The following is a 17,181-nucleotide window of genomic DNA, read 5'->3' as shown; positions in this document are numbered from 1 at the left end:
CTTCATTCTGCGCGCATTGTTGTGACCACAGACCAAACAGAGAGCCCTCAGTGACGATTTATGAGGTTTTTACGGCATAAATAATGATCAATGAGCTGAAGGCATGATTAAGAAGACCAAAAACAGGGCCTTTCTGGTGCTCCTATCCATGCTCATTATGCAAAACCAGCTTTGCTTTCCATTTTCTCAAAAAGTCTTCACAGGAACGAAAAGACTCGACCGAAACATAGCCCTAATTTTCCTCACAAAAGACATCATCCTCATCCAACCAATTGCTGATATCGGCTGCCCAAAATCACCTTCGAGCCCACACATTTTTTTCACCAAGCATGATGCAGATATCGGAGAAGTCAGAGCATTTTGCTTCCATACTTCTCCGAATCGCATGCTTATTGATCGATGTCAGTGCTATCTCGCCACCGCTCCAAACCGTTCCATAAGCCTTTCATGATGACGGGATGCCCAATAGGAAGCGGCTCACTATTAGGTGCCCGCTCGGCCCTGATATCGCTTACCTTCAATTGAGGAGACGTTTCTGCTGCACTCTTATGGGGCAAGCAGGAATCCCCGCTTACCTTTTCGCCAGTGTAGCGCTCATACTGAAACCGACACATTGTATCAGACCGGCCAAGTTTACGCGCGATTGCCCGCCATGCATGGCCTTGAGTGCGCAGGCCCACCACAAGGTCAATTTCCTCCTTTGTCCAATTTGAACGCCCATCCGTCACGATGCTGCCTCCGCAATGGCTGCGCATCGGCGTTCCATTTCACCGGATAGCCATTCCAGAGCCATGCCCACAGCACCCATGCAGGGGCCGCTTTCTTCCGATCCCGTAAGCATGCCGTTGCTCATGGCCTGAAGGCATATCCCGATGCAGGACAATTCGTTGGTTGCGTCCTGAATGACGCTCAGCCGATCAGGTGTGACCACAGGGGTTTTGCGCCGTTGTGATGCAGAAGTTTGTTTCTGGCTCATGCTCTCACCCCCGTAAGTGCCAGCACATCCCGCGCCAGACTGGCTTCCATACTTCTGTCATCTTCGGACACCAGAAGAACCAGACGGGCCTTACATTGCAGATCCTTGATGTTCCGGGCTTTGGTGTTCGCAACAGCGCGACAGGCCTGCGTGAAGCGACGGCTTTCCGTTTCTCCTTCCTTGAAATTATGAGCTTTCCAGCTACGACGATCAGAATTGATGGCAGCGACCGTGGCGGCCTGTATTGGAGTGGTCATGCCACTTCCTCCGGCTTGGGGTCGGGCTTGATGTTGGCTGCATGCAACAGGCTCCACCTGCGGGTTGCCTGTTCTTTGACTATGGCAAGACCAGCCTTGAGCTTACTGGGTTCCATGCCGCCAAAGACTTCCAAGGCAGTCTTGTGCATAGCCCGCATTTCTTCTTCAAACTCGAAGTGGGTGAACCCATCAAGGAACAGGTGATCTGTATATTCCCAGCCTGCACCCCAGAGCGGCGAAGGTTCTGGATGTGTGGTTTCCAGCCATTCCTTTGTGCCTTTGAGATAATTGGAAATCTGTTCTCGTGTTGATGCAAGGGTTAGTCCAGGTGGGGCTGGACGCGTCCAATCCTGTATTGGCTTGTCATGGATTGCAGAAAGGCTGGCACATATCTGGCGGGCTTTGGTTATGTCACCATCCTTTGCCAATGGGTGCCATGTATCATCTTGGAAATGGACGCAGGGCCAGAACACCCAGCCTTCCTTGTCATCTCCCAATTCCTGAACAAAAACCCCGCGCACATGCTCCCATGCGATGAAAGCAGTCGGGTTCTTGAGATTGTCCGGCATATCCTTGGCGCTGCTATACTTTGGCATCACGCATGCCCTCCGGCTTCTGTTTCCATCAGGATTTGACCCAGAGTAAGTTCCTTCCAGCGCTTAATACCGGCCTCTGAAATTGTCTGTGCCAAAGCAGCAGTTTGCTGTGTTTGAACTCTGCCATTCTGGTAAGCAGAAAACCCAATGGCGTAAGCGGCACCTGTCAGATAGTCAGCCAACTTTGCGGCACCTTCTCCATCATGAAAGGTCTGTTCGGCTATTTGCTGCCCGATGAATTGCAAATCGATATTCAAGAGTATGGTTGTCTTACTCATGCCACTTCCTCCGGCAGCATCCAGCCGGGCACGTCTTTCGCGCCTGTATGTGCTGCCAGCAGATCCAGATGATCCCGCAACCGATGGCTCAGCCAATGGAGAGCTTCGGGATCGGTGATGTCGCATTCATCACAGCTCCATCCGGCTGTCACTTCCACTATAAGGGCAGCCATCATCCGTGCGTCTTTCAGGACAGCCTCCTGACTCCGCATGTTCTTGACAGTTTCCTGTTCGAAACCTGTGAGAGGCTGGTTATTCATGGCCACCCCTCCGCACACTATAGCCGGTCACATTGCCGAGGCGTTCCAGCGTTGAGCAAAGTTCGTCCGCCAACCAATAACGAGCAGCCGGAAAAACCACTTCGTTCTCTGGCTGGCTTAAATCATGCAGCGCCTGTGCAATTTTCTCAGCTTTGTCGAACAGCAAGCGTGGGTTTCTATAGTTGGCAAGATGATCATGCTCGGCTTCTGTCATGGCCGGTGTCGGGTTGCTCATCGCGCTGCTTCCCTCGCTTCAGAAGCCACAGCCTGCTTCAAATTATCCCGAACATTTCCAACGGAGCGTGCCAGCCAAGACAGACCATCACCCCAAGCCGCTGCATTTGCATGTGTGGGGGCTGGGTCGCTCTGTTCATCCATGCGCTCATACAGTTCACGCATCATCATCAGCATGGCGTTCTGGATTTCACCCAGACTGGCTGCTTGATCTATGAGAACTATATCTGTTGGCATCTTGCTCATCGCACAGCCTCCAGCTTCTGGGCTGCGTGGCCAGTTACGACAGGATCAGAAGCGCCCATTCCCAACAGCGCCAGAGCAATAAGAGCTGGTGCCACCAATGCGGGAAGGCTTGTACAGAAGATATGGAATGCCCATGTGTGTATGGGCGTGCTATAGGCATGTGTAGCCATTGCCGAATTCATCCTTCGGTTTGTGGTTAGGCCAAGCCATGTGAGGACCAGTCACAGGCTTGGCCACTATTGTTTACAATGCCATCAAATGATAACATTGTGCTAATATAAAAGCTTCGCATAATAATTTTGTCAAGGTGCCAATATGATAACAGGGACACAATTAAGGATGGCCCGAGCTGCTCTAAAAATAGGAGTTAGAGAACTCGCCAAATCTGCCGGTGTGTCTCCCGCTACTATTACGCGTATTGAAAATGGTCATCCTGCCAACGTGTCTACGTTGATCCGCCTTGAGTCGGTTTTAGGGATGAAAGGAGTAAATGCTGATATAAACAATGATGGAAGTATCACTGTAAGGGTATTAAATAACTCCCTAAGCGAAATAGAAAATACGATTATTCAAACTGAATTAAAAAATCAAAGAGAGCATGAAGAGCGGAAACAGGAAGCAAGAGAATGGATAGTAAATCGGGATAAAGAATGGCGTAATAAAAAAGGACAAAAATGCTAATTTAATAATTATATTTACGCAAATACAAGATGTAGGGTTTTAAAAGCCCTCTTTCCTGCATGTGATACCTATCACTAAGCTATAAAGCTGGTAGTAGCTTTATAGGAAACTACCAATCCCCTACCGCCGCAATGCTACCATGTTATCCTCTAAAGCATCTGCGCCAGAAGCTGAGCACGCGCCATCGCATTCGGGCCAGTGAAACGTGCATTCCACGAAAACCGGGCCGGATCGTTTCCTAAGCGGTCAACAATCTTGGTGCCTCCCGGCAACCAGTGCACTTCCAGTCTCTGCTGGCCGCCATTGGTCAAAACGTCAGGAATTTCCATGCCATACAAAGGCACGCTGCCCAGAGTAACAGGCGCAGTTGTCCCGTAACGTCCTATAGAGCCAATGACATTTTCAATGCTAAGTAGGCTGACCATGGCGCTAACAAAAAAAGGCCGCTCCTTACGGGGCAGCCTGACATATTATCCAGAGAGAAGAAAAAGACGCAATTATAGCGCCGATATTTTTATCGGCCTTACAGCCAATTCTTGCAAGCCCTATTGCACAACGCCCTGATTTGAGAACGCAGGCCATTTCTGCAATAGTTGCGTGGAAGTGCGCGGTACGAAGAGCCTATGCTTCGCGTTGATGTCAGGATCTTCGGCCATCTGCTGCAATTCCGGATCAGAACGCAGATCCAGCAGCAATGGCTGAGCCGTGAAAACAGAATGCGTGGCAAGATTTTCAACGCGCCCACATACACTCGCCGCCATATCAAAATTAACAGGAAGCAATGGCATTGCTTTAGCAATCTCATATTTTGGGTGATTGTACAAGAAAAAGGCGACCCACAAGCCGCCTTGGAAGCAATTCACTAATGTTTAGAGAGGAGGAGTATTGAGGCATTTTCCGCCAAGAAGATTAGGCTCCTTCTAATGCTTCATTAACTATTAACAATCTTGCTTAAAGCTTTTTGCTTTAGTTCATAATCACTCTGCGTTTCGAAGGAGATTGCCATTACTAACGCAGCAACCCAACCAATCAGCGTCCAACCAAAAAAGAAATTAACTGCAAAAACAGCGCCTTTCTTCGTAGTATCTCGAATGCAAGCAATCGCAAAAGGCAGAAAGTAAAGTGTAAAGCCAAATATAATAACCAAAACCACAATCCAGATAGCTAGACCGAATAACTGCGAAGGTTTGGCGTGACTTTGGACAGAAGGTGCAGGAGACGGCGCAGGTACTGTTGAGATTGAAGGGGCAACATTTGACGCAGGCACAGAAGGAGTGGACGTAGATGCTGCCGATGCCGCCGGCAATAACGCATCGGCATCAGCATTGGAAATAAAACTATTAACTTCTGGTCGACCGGCAACGCGTTGCCATGTCCCAATAGCAATTCTGGTACTTTCTCCATATACACCATCGGCCATACTACCCGCAGGCAAATATCCTAAATCTATAAGCTTCTTTTGCAATGCAATATGGGTGTCTATTGGCCTAGAGGCCTCTTCCAAAGCCGCCCCGCTAAGCCTGCGGCGATATTTTTCGGCTAAACTATCCATCGCGCTAATATAACAGGCAGCACCATTGGTCGGGATAGATTGATCGGTCACCCCCGGGATAGGCAAACCACAGCTTTCGTTTGCCGCATTCTCATCTAAAATAACTTCCTGCTTGAGAAGCTTCCATCCATCTTTGCCAACGACCTGCCGCAAAGCATAATAAACTTGATCGAACTCCAACTCATGCTTTGCAGCCAAGCTATTTTCGCACAGCATAACTGCTACACCATTATGCTCTGGTGGAGGCATGCAAGAAAAATCTGGGTTGTAATGGCCGGCTGTGTTTTCCGAAACAGATTGAATGGAAGGCACTAACGGTACACTCTTTGCCTGATCGTCTGTAATATATCCATTTTTTTCTAGGAACAGCGCTAGCCCCATCGGGAAAGGTAACGGTGATTGTTCATCTCTTGTGCATTCCTTGTGATTACCCGGCTTAAAATCACAAAGAGAAACACCGAACATGCTATCTTTTTGCATATCCATGTTCGCGAGCATGTAATGCCAAGCTTCAGAAAATTGTCCTAAATTGGCCTTTGTCGCAACGTAATATGCCAAAAACCCATTTGGCTCAGATTTTCCATATTGGATCCAATTATTCTGAGATTCTTCAAGCTGTTGCTGTAAATAGAATTTATAAACAGCATCTTTTGTAACATTTTTCAGGGTACCGCCCTGATATTTTTCAAGTATAACCGGCGGATAAGATCCAGCGTGAGATGAAAAAGTATAAAGAAAAGACTGATCGAAGGTAACGATTTCTGCCGAACCATTGTGCGCGGCATCAATAACTTCTGGGGGACTACCACCATCATACGAGCCTAAAGGAGTTTCCTTCCAAGCCCCGTCTGCTGCAAGACCAAAAATTGAAGTAATCTCGCAACAATGAGCGCCGCCTGTATAAGCTGAAACCATAATTTGCGGCGCAGAAGATGACGTATCGAGGTGATACATAGACATCGTTAAATGATTGACTGGGCCTTCTGGCCCGTATGGGGAAAGAGCAAAAGAAACTTCAGGGGACGATGGATGCGCCAAGTCCTTAATGGTTAGATAAGCAACCTGACAAGAAGCAGGTGCCTGTGGATCCACATTCTGCCATACCATGCGTGCGCCACATTGGCGTGATGGCGTTACTTTTAAGGTTGCTGTAATGCCATCCGACATAATTTGCGCATGCGTGCGGTCATCTAAGCTCGCGCTCGCTAATGCGGGGATGTCGTAATCGGCAGCGTTCGCACGCTCATGTAGACCTAAAAAAGCTACCAGTGAAAAATTCAGGCCCAAAATGACCCGCATTGCAATCTTCATTCCCGACCCATTTGATCTTGATTAAATTAACAGCGCCAAATTCTTTGGCATCATCTTCTCTGTGAGTCGAGTAATAGAAAGCCTCATTGATTCCTGGGGGCACAAAAGCACAAATAGAAAATATTGTGCAAAACTGATGCGTAAAATGCTCACGGATGCTGGCTTAGACGAAAAATCCTGGGCTCCGAGTAAGTTAGGTGATGAGCGTTATCTTGCCGATCCCGCCGATGCTATAATCTCCTTCTAGCCCCTGACTCCCCAACTCTATCCCTGTACAAGCCATGCACAGGAGACTTTAAACAAACCCCGTTCTGCCGCAGGGCAAAACTAAATAGGAATTTCAGCGTCAACCTTTAAGGAAAAGGCAGCTTCCACGCTTGCGCCTTAACTTGCGCTGAGACAGCTGGGAACGGGTCAATACCGACATTCCTTATAAGTGTTGCGACCGTAATCTGCGTGCAGTGTGGATGCTGTTGCGCGTTTTTACACACATACGCCGATGCTTTGTTCTTGCTGGGCGAATAAACCGCTTTCCACGTTGAGGACGGCACGAACACGCGATCATGTCCCATGGTCTGAATGGGCCGCAAATGAAAAGCGGGGCCTGTCACCACATACAGCTCACGCATCATCCCAGCCTTGTCATCCGCCTCTTAATATTCCCCACCGTAGTAGGCGAAACCCCTGCCATCTGGGCAATTGCTCGAAGTGGCATGCGCATCCCCTCCGAAGTTTGCAGGATGCGCACAACCTCCGCCCGGCGCTTTGTAGCAGTGTCCAAATTGGACGGAGAGGTGGCGCGGTTTTTGGCGTCACCCACTTTCCCGACAGAGGCGGCCGAAAATCCTCGGTCTAGGGGAATATCCCCTGCCCCACTAATTCCGGGTTTGAGGCTTTCCTCAGCATGCAGCCGTTCCAGATCCCGCAGGATGGCGTCACTGTCATTGTAAGTGCCCTGACTGGCTTCCTGAAAGCGGAGACGGATAATCACGTCCGAGATATTGCGGGCCTCAATCTCTTTGTCGATCAGATCGCCCAAGGCCCAGTACCGGAAGTCAGCACCTTGGCTGAGGTAATTATACTGGTTGTTGCCGTCTGCGATGTTCCGGTCATCATGCAGCTTCTCCCAATACTCATATTCCGCAATGGCATCGGGAATGGTGTCAGGCCAAGGCTTGACTGTAGCGAGGGCTGCACGAACCTTTGCCGTAGGGCCGAAGTGCTCGCCATCCCATGTATCACACTGCCCAGCCTTTCCTTTCTTGTGGAAGGGTTTGATCGCCGCATCATAAGCTTTCTCTTCTGCCGTATGCGCAAACACGGCCTCTTCTGAACCATAACGTGTCAGCACTTCATCAATCTTGGCACGGTTGGCCATGCGCCATGCAGCCTGCCTCTTCCGTTCGGCCCTTGCATAAGCGCGTTGATGCGCTGGATTGCTCATATCGCAAAAGGTGAAACCACCGGCGGAGGGCTCCGGCTCATCATCAAGATACTCCTCCGTCAAAAGCAGGTCAGGCACATCTGCCAATGTGTAACCATGGGGCTTAACCAGCGCCTCTGCCCGGTTGCGTGCTGCATCTCGCTCTCCTTCAGTTCCCTGCTCTGCCAGAGTCCATATCTTGTTCAGAAGATCGAGATTGAGTTTCTTTGCCATTTCACCTGCCTTTGTCCAAAATGGACAATATCAGTGAGCAGGGTGCGGTACAAGGAAGGCTGTCCAAATTGGACAGCACGCGCTACATACGGAGCATGCCGCGCAAACCTGAATTTATCATGCCGTCAGATGAAGAAGATGCCCTAATCAATCAGGGCATCTCTCAAGACGCGAGCAATCCAGAGTTGACTACTGATGATTTTCTCAACGCCGAACCTGCATCCGTAGCAGTGCCGGAACTAGCAGCGTAACGTAAGGTTACGCGGGGTGTTTACAGACAAGGCCGCTTCAACCTCCCTTTAGAAAGCTTGCCAACCTCATCACGAATTTTCTTCTGAGGTAGGCGCATAGAGAGTCATGCTGATGACAACACGCATTCTACTGGCCGGTGTTACCGGCCTCGTCGGACATTTCGTTGAGACCGGCCTTGCCGCGCGTCCTGATACTGCCGTCACCAGTCTGACGCGCCGGAGATTATGAACAGAATGGGTGTGCTCTATCTCCATTCCCACTTGCCACAGGGAATAGTTGCCGCACCGGAAAAACAGTGCCTACTATTTGAAAGAACTGGCGCACATTCCGTGAGTAGAACATGTTTTCTTGGCTAAAGCGTATTTTCAGTGGTTCCGAAATTCCGGACACAACCAATAAGGCAGCCAGGAAAGAGACTGTCGCCTCGTTACCTGCGCACGGGCACTCTTCTCATGCCCAACGTGTATTTCCCAATGATGAGGTGAAATCAGCGCCGTATGGACAAGCACGGAGCCACAAGAAAGACGATGCTCACTGGGCGCTCCCCGGCGAAAAAGTGACGGTACATGGCTTCGAGATTGCTGATGGCATGGTCTATGTCGGCAACTTTTTGACGGCAGCGCCTGACGGAGGCTGGAATACCGACACTCCAGCGCCTTGTCTTATCAGACCATCACTCAAGGTCGCGTCCGGAGCGCCACAAACGAACCTGGATCTGGGCTATTGGCCCTCTTACACTGATATCACCCTCAATCAGCGATTGACTTATCTGCATTGGCTGGCAAGCGGAAAATCCGACACGAGCTACCCAATGGGCTATCCCTTTCTTTACTTCTATGGGCTTGAACGTCGCTTGGTCGCCGATAGCCCTCCGATTGACGAAGAGGCGTTATTGATAGCCGAAGTAGAACGCCTGCGAAGCCTATTCCGAAACAACAATTCTTTTGTAAATTACAGCACTGAGTTACTCAATTTTATCGAAATGAAGCATGCTGTGACGGATATACCGAGAGTGGAGGCATGGAAGCCAGATCTCGCAGCTTTGGGAGATCATATGTCTCCATTGCTTCAGGTTAAATTAGGTCTACACGTATTGAGAGGTATGCCGCTTGATGTCGATCTCGCCATAGCAGGTATTCTATCTTTACCTCCTCACTTAACCGGCTTATGGCCGCGCATTGCAACGACGCGCGCGCGTCCGGAGTTCATTGAACTCATGCGACATCGTTTTAATCAGAAATTTCCTAAAGGTTTCCGACTCAGAGATAAAAAAGAGAGTCGACTTAATCTAAGTTATCGGTCGGCGAGTCAGTATCTTCATGCTTCAATAAAGTTTGATGGCTTCGATCGCCTTCCTGATCCAGCGCAATTGACGTGGACCAAAATGATCAAGCTCTGCGAAGGAGTTCGTGAGGATCTGACTGCATTTGCCAAGGTCGTCGGCAAGAAACGTGAACGTGCCGACAGCATGGCCGCCGCCCTGATGCTGCCTGTGGAACTTGGGGAAAGAGAAACTGTTCGTTCTTTCAGAGCCTGGCTAGGTGATTTACCTCAACCTCTTGCCAATGTGCCGCTTGAAGAGCTCGGTCTGCGATGCTTTGGTTCTGGCAAGACAGCCTCGGGTCTTCGGCAAGCTTGTGACATGTCCGCCATGCTGGCAAGAGTAGGTTACGGCATGGAGCCGGATCCAACCTACGGTGGGACCAGACCAGGTGAGAATATAATTCTATTCCGTATTGGCGATACTCAAGGCCAGCTAACACCGGTCGGTGCTGATTTCTGCACAGCCACCCTGATCATGACCGCCATCGGCCCGGCAGCCAAAACCCTGACTTTAAGGTCAAAGCTGGTCGATGATCTCACCACACGGCTGCGGCTCACTCCGCATGAAACGAAACGACTGACAGCCCGTCTGCAGCTGCTTCCGGAACGCTTGCCAACGCTTGGGCGCCTCAAAACCATCGTAGAGAGTGTAGAACCCGAGCAACGAACCGCTATTGCTTCGCTGGCAGCTTCTGTCGCCGTAACGATAGGCGAGACAGATCAAGGCATGATGGTGGCTTTGGAGAGGCTTTACGAAGCCTTTGGTCTCGGCCGACAGGAACTCTACACTGTCTTGCACCAGAGTACTGCTGCTACGGCATCCTGCGCTGCGGAGCCGATCGTGGTCGAGGATGGTAAATCGCGGAGACGTGGTCACCGAATTCCAGCACCTCCCTCGAAAGCGAAATCCCAAGATGGTATCGTCATTGACATGAGCAAGGTCGACGTCATCCTGCAGGAGACTAAGGAAGTCGATGCAATTCTCGCGCCAATCTATGAGGATGAAGCCTCTGAAATTCCGATTTCGGTAGCCGTTTCTCCCACTTTGGAACAGGGAACGAAGTTCGTCGGACTTGGCCCTGAGCAGGCCCGCCTGCTTGAGGCCCTGGTCAACCAACCGGAATGGACACGCTTCGGGTTTGAGGCCAAGGCGCGCGAACTCGGGTTGATGCCGGATGGCGCGCTCGAAGCCATCAACGAATGGGCCTATGATACGTTCGATGAAGAACTTATCGTGGACGGTGACCCTTTGATCATCAATATGGCGCTCCTTGCTGACGCGCCGGGAGCATCATCATGACCAACCTCAGTATCGCAGCTTCAGACGGCACGCGCACTGCGGAGAAAATTAAGCCCAAGGACCGTGATGGCGTCATTCAGGCGCTTCGCGCAGGTGTCGTGCCACGGTCAGGCATCCAGTTAGTTCAGGTCGGTCGCGCAGGCGAAGTCAATCAGGTGGTGCAGGACGTTAAACGCATCGCGGACGGAGGTTCTGCGGTTCGATTCATTATTGGTGACTATGGAGCAGGCAAAACTTTCTTCCTTAACCTGGCCCGCTCTATTGCCATGCAAAGCAAGCTGGTGGTGGCTCACGCAGATTTATCCCCCGATCGTCGCTTGCAGGCCAGCGGGGGCCAGGCCCGCAGCCTTTATGCAGAACTCATGCGTAACATGGCCACCCGCACCAAGCAGGGTGGAGGGGCTCTGGCAAGCGTAGTCGAACGTTTCATCATGGAGGCGCAGGCTTCAGCCAAGGCGTCAGGTCGCAAGATCGGAGACATCATCCAGGAACGGCTGCTCCCCATTCAGGAACTCGTTTCCGGCTATGACTTTGCTACCGTCATCGAATGCTACTGGCGAGCTTTCGAAGACGGCAGCGAGAGCGGAAAGGCGGCGGCACTTCGCTGGCTCCGTGGTGAGTACGCGCTCAAAACTGAGGCTCGGGAGGCGCTTGGCGTACGTTCCATAATCGACGATGCCTCGGTTTACGACTACCTGAAGGTCATGAGTCGCTTTGTGACCCTGGCAGGCTATTCGGGTTTTCTGGTCATGCTCGATGAATGCGTAAACCTTTTCAAGCTGGTCAGCGCCCAATCACGCAACGCCAACTACGAGCAGATTCTCCGTATCGTGAATGATGTGCTCCAGGGCTCGGCTGAATCTCTCGGCGTCTACTTCGGTGGTACGCCCGAATTCTTGATGGACAGCCGCCGGGGCCTCTATTCATACGAAGCGTTGCGGTCCCGCTTGGCTGAAAACAGCTTTGCCCGCAATGGTCTGGTCGATCTTTCCGGCCCGGTTATTCGGCTTCAGAGCCTGACCCCCGAAGACCTCTACATTCTGCTTAGTAAATTGCGGCATGTCTTCGCTTATGGTGACCAAAGTCGTTACCTGGTGCCGGATGAGGTTTTCAAGGCCTTTATGACTCACTGCAACCAGAAAATTGGTGAGGCTTATTTCCGGACGCCCCGTAACACTATCAAGGCCTTTCTGGATCTGCTCGCGATCATGGAACAGAACCCGCAGGCTCAGTGGCAGGAACTGGTGGACCAGTCTGAGGTCGCGCCGGATGCGCCCTTGGCGGGCGGAGATATTGTCGATAACGACAATAAAGATACGCCTAGTGCGACCGGTCCCTCAACGACCGGCTCCACTCAGACCTCGCCCGATGATGATCTGGCGGACTTCAGGCTTTGAACGACGCGCCGTCCGACCCGTTCGGGCAAGCCTCAAATGACGGCGCATCGACGTCTTTCAATATGCTGCACGAGAAAGTCCGGCGCTGGATATGGCGTCAGGGCTGGACGGAGCTGCGGGATATCCAGGAACGATCCATTCCGGTTCTGCTGGAAAGACAGGGAGATCTCATTATCACGGCCGGGACAGCAAGCGGAAAAACCGAGGCAGCCTTCCTACCGATTGTTTCGCGACTGGCTACAGATGAACGCAAGCCCGGTGCCGGGTTTGAAGCCATTTACATCAGCCCTTTGCGTGCACTTATCAATGACCAGTTCGGTCGCATGGAGATACTTTGCGAAGAAGTGGAGATTCCTGTCTGGAAGTGGCACGGGGATGTGGCCAGCAGCGTCAAGGAAAGAGCACGTAAGCGGCCCCAAGGGATACTGCTGACCACTCCAGAAAGTCTGGAAGCCATCCTCGTCCGACGAGGAAATGAAGCAAAGCGTCTGTTCGGTGCGCTAAGTTACATGGTGATCGACGAGATGCATGCTTTTATGGATGCAGAGCGCGGACGCCAGCTTCAATCGCTGCTCAATCGTATCGAGATCGCCGCAGGGCATCCTGTCGTTCGAGTGGGCCTTTCGGCCACCTTGGCCGACATGAGGACCTCAGCTGCTTTCCTACGGCCACTGAATCCGGATGGCGTGGAGATACTGGAATCTAAAATGGGTAGCCAACCCCTGAAACTTCAGGTTCGCAGCTATATACAGCCACGTCTGAAGCAACGTGACGAGAATTCAGACAAGAGCGAGGCAACCGAGAGCACGGCAGACATAGAGATCGCGACACACATCTTCGACACGCTTCGAGGGCAGCGGAGTCTAATTTTTGCTGGCTCGCGTGGGAATGTTGAACTGTACACTGCAAGACTGCGTGGTCTTTGTGAAACATTGGGCGTGCCAGAGGAATTTTTCGCTCATCACGGTAGCTTATCGCGTGAGCACCGTGAGGAAGCCGAACGAAGGTTGAAAGAAGGTGATCGACCAGGTTCCATTGTTGCAACCACGACCCTCGAACTGGGCATCGATGTTGGCCACATTGATGCTGTGAGCCAGATTGGGCCTGGACACACTGTTTCAGGTATGCGCCAGCGACTGGGGCGTTCCGGTCGACGTGCCGGACAGTCCTCGGTAATGCGGGTCTACACCACCGAGATGGCGATTGACGAACGCATCCATCCCATTGATGCCATGCGGCCCCGCACGGTGCAGACCATAGCCATGCTCAATCTGATGCTGAGACGCTGGAATGAACCGCCTCAGATTGGGTGTTTGCATCTTTCCACGCTGATACAGCAAATTCTGGCACTAATCGCTCAACACGGTGGACTGACAGTCAAACAGGGCTGGAACCGCCTGATCGAGAGTCGGGTATTTCCTGAAATTGATCAGGCCCTTTACATTGATGTGCTGCGGCGCATGAAGCATCCAGAGGTCCAGCTTATTGAACAGGCACCAGACGGAACGCTTTTGCCAGGCGAAGAAGGCGAACGGGTCATCAATGGCCGTGGGTTCTACGCCGTATTCATGACGCCTGACGAATTCAAGGTTATTACGGATCGCGGACGGAACCTTGGCACGCTGCCGATCGATAGCCCGGTAATGCCGGAACAACTCATCATCTTCGCCGGATGTCGGTGGCGGGTGATTGAACTCGACAATCAACGCCGGGAAATTCTGGTCACACGAGCGTATGGTGGCGTGCCGCCCAAATTCGGTGGCGAGGGCTTGCCCCCGGCCGATGAAGTCGTAGCGGAGATGCGCCGGGTTTACGAGAGCATCGCCATTCCTCGCTTTCTCGACAGGATAGCTCTTGAATGTCTTACTGAAGCCAGAGAGACATTCGACCATCTTGGGTTGCGGCATGCAGGTTTGCATCGGCATGAAGACGAACTCCTGCTTTTCCCCTGGGTCGGCAATCGGGCTCAACTGGCCTTGGTGCTAGCGCTCGCCTCTCATGGCGTAACGGCCAATTCGGAGGGCATCGCGGTCACGGTTCCGGCTCAAGACAGGAGCAAACTGATTGCCGCCCTGAAAACCCTCGCCGAAAGACCTGCGCCTGACGCGGAAGTTCTAGCCCGACTAGTACCTGATATGAAGCGAGCAAAGTATGATGTCTATTTAGGAGAGGAATTGCTGGCGCGTTGTTATGCCAGCGAGCATATCGAAGCGACACGCGTGCCGATCATTGCCGCTGACCTGCTCTCTAGATTGCCGGAGGGAAAGTAAAGACAATTTTTGAAACCAAAACGCCTCTATAATATGTTTGGTGTGGGCTGGAATGACGGATAATTCCAGAACGAAGCATACAGGCGGCTAGGTCATGGCACCATATGGAATCATACCCCAAAATGGCGATTTTCTGCGGCTTGTTAGCTATTTCAAGCCCATTTTCCGCTAAAGCGAATCACCCCGTTATCAAGCATTACCAACTGGCTGTGCTTCTTTCATAAGAAGTTCACGCCAACGTTCATGTACAGATTTCATAAAGAGTAAACAGCAATCTCTTGCAACTTCATCCGAATCTCCATTCGCTTTCATGAACCCCCAAATGGCATACTCTCCACCGGTAATTCCGGCTTCAAGAGCCTGAAAATTTTGCAGATCCTTTGTGTCTTCATACAGTTTATCTGCAAGACACCGCGCCATAGAAATTATATTGGGCAACTGAACGCCTGCCATTACATTACCCCCGTATCAACAGATGCTGCTGTAAGCATGTGGTTATTGGATTGCGCCACTTTCTGCACCATTTGCTGGGGGTCATTCGCCCTAACGTTTACGTTCTGAACGTGCATTGTCATCGTTGTCGTCTGGCGGTTGTCAGTATGCACAGCACCGCCCCGAATAGCGCGGGAAGCGTTAACCTGTTTATTCATAGCGTGAATCTGTTGAGATGCAGACACGAAACGCGAGATAGAACTGATATAATCTTGTGTTTCATTGGGAGCATATCTCTGCCAGTCTCCCCCATGAAGAGACATATCTTTTTTAAGATTACCCCCTCCCCAGTTATACTCGGCCAGAGCGGCAGCAATCGTTCCATACTGAACCATATTCCCATGCATGCGTTTTGCAGCATACTCTGCCGATTGGTAGAAATTATTAGGATCAATACCAGAAGCGGCAGCTACGTCTGGCATAATCTGGAAATCTCCTAATGCTCCCGCTCTAGATTTACCTGCGTGCAAACCACGACTGCTTTCCTTGGCCCACATACCATCCAGCATACCAGCAGGCAGTCCGTATTTTTTTTCCAGTTCTGATAAGTGCATCTGCTTGTTGCGCATATCTGGCGTAAGATGCTGAGGTAAACCTTTAGCGTTCCCGTGAAATGTAGTCGGGTGCTCGTTATCCCACCCTTGCCCCAACAACCATGAAGCCGCATGTGGGAAGTATTCAGAAAATGCATACAAATCGAAGGCATAATTGCCCCCCATAAGTAGGCGAGACAAAAGACCGGTAGAAGCTCGGCGCTCAACCTCTTTTTCAGATTTCCTGAGCGCCTGTTTTTTAGCAGCATCCTCAGAAATATTTGCAGAAGATTCTTCTAATGTCCCGGTTTCTTCTTTGCCGTTCCTTGCGCACCCACACCCACCTTTACTAAGGGCCAGCTTCAAAATGGCGGTAGTTCCAACCACACCGCCAATTCCTGCCAAAATAGGACTTAAAGCTGTAATGACGGCTGCAATTTCTGTCAGGTGACGCGCAGCATCTGGGTGCTCTACGGCTAACTTGTCAGCTTTCTCCAGCAGACCAGACACACTTTCCATCGCTGGCAGCATGTCTATGGCAATGTCTTTTTTAAACTGCACCCACATTTCACCCAGATGCTTCATCTGCTCATCAACCTTCTCCATTTGCTGAAGGTTGTCAGCCATGTGTCTGGTTAGGGAATATCCCTGCTGAATACGCTGGTGCATATCCTGCCCTCGCAGAACCTCATTGCTCCATCCGCCAGAGGTCAGGCCAGATTGTTCGAGAATAGCAATAAGGCTTTGCTCGCTATGCCCGCGCCTGCGCAAATCGGCTATAATGTGCTGCATAGATGTTTCATAACTGCCGTTCATGATATGGCTGATATGTACGCCATACCGGTTAGCAAGCAGGTCTGTAAGCTGAGATTGGCCGTTTAGGTGAACCTCTGTTCGCGCCTGTGCCAATGCGTTCATGGATTGCAGAGCCTCTTGGCGGCTGCTGCCCGGCGTTAGAGCCCCGGCCTCACCAACAGCAAGGATTTCGCGGGCAGAAAATCCGGTTTTACCCGCCATGTTGAGGACATTGGCACCATTGGCGGCAACATTGCCTACCATACCCACAATATTACGCGTGCCGCCAATCAAGCTGGTAGCACCCACGGCCGCCAACGCGGTATCACGTATTTCCCGAATGGCCTGCTGGCGCTCACGCAGGCGCGCCATTTCTTCACGCTGCTGCTGGCGAGCAAGCTGCTCTTCCTCACGTACGGCGCGGCGTTTTTCGGCTAAAGCGTTGCGGGATTCTTCCTTTTGGACGCGCGCTGTCTCTTTAGCCGCCTCCTGCTCTGATTTTTTCAGATCCTTGATTGCATCCTTCACCTCATCAACAGAGGCTCCCAAGGCAGACGCAATGCCCGGTATGGCATCCTTTAACTGCTGCTCCTGCTTCTGCGCTTCCCGGCGGAAATTGATCATCTCCGCCAGCGTGCTTTCTAGGGCATCTTGCGCTTCTGCTGAGCCGCGCAAAAAGCCTTCCGGGTCAAACGTAAACCGGATACCGGCCTCAATAAAGCTGTCGTCATTGTCCGGCATTACAAACATTCTCAAAATTTATAGAAGATT

The 17,181-nt window shown here is 51.3% G+C and carries 21 protein-coding genes; 5 read left to right on the top strand and 16 right to left on the bottom strand.

Going from position 1 to position 17,181, the window contains the following annotated elements; genetic code table 11:
• Positions 1-389 precede the first annotated feature (389 nt).
• The 9 genes from DS739_RS04485 to DS739_RS14270 are packed head-to-tail and all read right to left on the bottom strand — an operon-like array spanning position 390 to position 3,017.
• Positions 390-728, bottom strand: coding sequence for an SANT/Myb-like DNA-binding domain-containing protein (locus tag DS739_RS04485; RefSeq protein WP_035353202.1), 339 nt, complete (start codon positions 726-728; stop codon positions 390-392).
• Complete coding sequence (locus DS739_RS04480; RefSeq protein WP_006116138.1) at positions 725-976, bottom strand: hypothetical protein; 252 nt, start codon at positions 974-976, stop codon at positions 725-727. The genes DS739_RS04485 and DS739_RS04480 overlap by 4 nt, the downstream gene beginning before the upstream one ends.
• A complete protein-coding gene (locus DS739_RS04475; RefSeq protein WP_006116139.1) occupies positions 973-1,233 on the bottom strand; it encodes a hypothetical protein in 261 nt (86 codons plus the stop codon). The genes DS739_RS04480 and DS739_RS04475 overlap by 4 nt, the downstream gene beginning before the upstream one ends.
• A complete protein-coding gene (locus DS739_RS04470) occupies positions 1,230-1,829 on the bottom strand; it encodes a hypothetical protein (RefSeq protein ID WP_035353199.1) in 600 nt (199 codons plus the stop codon). Before DS739_RS04470 ends, DS739_RS04475 begins: the two co-directional genes overlap by 4 nt.
• On the bottom strand, positions 1,829-2,107 hold the full coding sequence (locus DS739_RS04465) for a hypothetical protein (RefSeq protein ID WP_035353196.1): 279 nt from the start codon (positions 2,105-2,107) through the stop codon (positions 1,829-1,831). The genes DS739_RS04470 and DS739_RS04465 overlap by 1 nt, the downstream gene beginning before the upstream one ends.
• Positions 2,104-2,367 carry a hypothetical protein gene (locus DS739_RS04460; protein WP_035353193.1) on the bottom strand — a complete coding sequence of 88 codons (264 nt, stop codon included), beginning with the start codon at positions 2,365-2,367 and terminating at the stop codon, positions 2,104-2,106. The genes DS739_RS04465 and DS739_RS04460 overlap by 4 nt, the downstream gene beginning before the upstream one ends.
• On the bottom strand, positions 2,360-2,602 hold the full coding sequence (locus DS739_RS04455; protein ID WP_006116142.1) for a hypothetical protein: 243 nt from the start codon (positions 2,600-2,602) through the stop codon (positions 2,360-2,362). Before DS739_RS04455 ends, DS739_RS04460 begins: the two co-directional genes overlap by 8 nt.
• Positions 2,599-2,847, bottom strand: a complete 249-nt coding sequence (locus DS739_RS04450; protein ID WP_006116143.1) for a hypothetical protein — start codon at positions 2,845-2,847, stop codon at positions 2,599-2,601. The genes DS739_RS04455 and DS739_RS04450 overlap by 4 nt, the downstream gene beginning before the upstream one ends.
• Positions 2,844-3,017 (bottom strand): hypothetical protein, encoded by a 174-nt coding sequence (locus DS739_RS14270; RefSeq protein ID WP_162853398.1) that lies wholly within the window; start codon positions 3,015-3,017, stop codon positions 2,844-2,846. Before DS739_RS14270 ends, DS739_RS04450 begins: the two co-directional genes overlap by 4 nt.
• Before the next feature lie 169 nt (positions 3,018-3,186).
• On the opposite strand from DS739_RS14270, the gene DS739_RS04445 reads away from it, so the two are divergent.
• A complete protein-coding gene (locus tag DS739_RS04445; RefSeq protein ID WP_081461433.1) occupies positions 3,187-3,528 on the top strand; it encodes a helix-turn-helix transcriptional regulator in 342 nt (113 codons plus the stop codon).
• A gap of 149 nt (positions 3,529-3,677) precedes the next feature.
• Here DS739_RS04445 and DS739_RS04440 read toward each other — a convergent pair whose 3' ends face one another.
• The 5 genes from DS739_RS04440 to DS739_RS04420 form a co-directional block, all read right to left on the bottom strand.
• Complete coding sequence (locus DS739_RS04440) at positions 3,678-3,953, bottom strand: hypothetical protein (protein ID WP_006116144.1); 276 nt, start codon at positions 3,951-3,953, stop codon at positions 3,678-3,680.
• Between the two features lie 120 nt (positions 3,954-4,073).
• Positions 4,074-4,316, bottom strand: coding sequence for a hypothetical protein (locus DS739_RS04435; protein ID WP_035353190.1), 243 nt, complete (start codon positions 4,314-4,316; stop codon positions 4,074-4,076).
• A gap of 143 nt (positions 4,317-4,459) precedes the next feature.
• Positions 4,460-6,391 carry a superinfection immunity protein gene (locus DS739_RS04430; protein ID WP_006116145.1) on the bottom strand — a complete coding sequence of 644 codons (1,932 nt, stop codon included), beginning with the start codon at positions 6,389-6,391 and terminating at the stop codon, positions 4,460-4,462.
• A gap of 353 nt (positions 6,392-6,744) precedes the next feature.
• Complete coding sequence (locus tag DS739_RS04425) at positions 6,745-6,963, bottom strand: hypothetical protein (RefSeq protein WP_231621246.1); 219 nt, start codon at positions 6,961-6,963, stop codon at positions 6,745-6,747.
• 56 nt (positions 6,964-7,019) lie between these two features.
• The gene (locus tag DS739_RS04420; protein ID WP_006116147.1) at positions 7,020-8,048 is read right to left on the bottom strand and encodes a hypothetical protein; all 1,029 of its coding nucleotides are present in this window, start codon (positions 8,046-8,048) and stop codon (positions 7,020-7,022) included.
• A 95-nt stretch (positions 8,049-8,143) separates the two neighbouring features.
• On the opposite strand from DS739_RS04420, the gene DS739_RS14145 reads away from it, so the two are divergent.
• From DS739_RS14145 to DS739_RS04405, 4 genes are all read left to right on the top strand, one after another.
• Entirely contained in the window at positions 8,144-8,299 is a 156-nt protein-coding gene (locus tag DS739_RS14145; RefSeq protein ID WP_156100438.1) for a hypothetical protein, read from the top strand.
• A 341-nt stretch (positions 8,300-8,640) separates the two neighbouring features.
• Positions 8,641-10,923, top strand: coding sequence for a TerB N-terminal domain-containing protein (locus tag DS739_RS04415; protein WP_006116150.1), 2,283 nt, complete (start codon positions 8,641-8,643; stop codon positions 10,921-10,923).
• Entirely contained in the window at positions 10,920-12,320 is a 1,401-nt protein-coding gene (locus DS739_RS04410) for an ATP-binding protein (protein ID WP_035353187.1), read from the top strand. The genes DS739_RS04415 and DS739_RS04410 overlap by 4 nt, the downstream gene beginning before the upstream one ends.
• Positions 12,317-14,590, top strand: coding sequence for a DEAD/DEAH box helicase (locus DS739_RS04405; protein ID WP_006116151.1), 2,274 nt, complete (start codon positions 12,317-12,319; stop codon positions 14,588-14,590). The genes DS739_RS04410 and DS739_RS04405 overlap by 4 nt, the downstream gene beginning before the upstream one ends.
• Positions 14,591-14,779: 189 nt before the next feature.
• Here DS739_RS04405 and DS739_RS04400 read toward each other — a convergent pair whose 3' ends face one another.
• Positions 14,780-15,043, bottom strand: coding sequence for a hypothetical protein (locus tag DS739_RS04400; protein ID WP_035353185.1), 264 nt, complete (start codon positions 15,041-15,043; stop codon positions 14,780-14,782).
• On the bottom strand, positions 15,043-17,151 hold the full coding sequence (locus DS739_RS04395; protein WP_157772569.1) for a transglycosylase SLT domain-containing protein: 2,109 nt from the start codon (positions 17,149-17,151) through the stop codon (positions 15,043-15,045). Before DS739_RS04395 ends, DS739_RS04400 begins: the two co-directional genes overlap by 1 nt.
• Positions 17,152-17,181 lie beyond the last annotated feature (30 nt).

The organism is Acetobacter sp. JWB (assembly GCF_003323795.1).
GTDB classification, from domain to species: Bacteria; Pseudomonadota; Alphaproteobacteria; order Acetobacterales; family Acetobacteraceae; genus Acetobacter; species Acetobacter oryzifermentans.
Note: the sequence above shows the minus strand (reverse complement) of the source record. Positions and strands in the feature narration are given on the sequence as shown.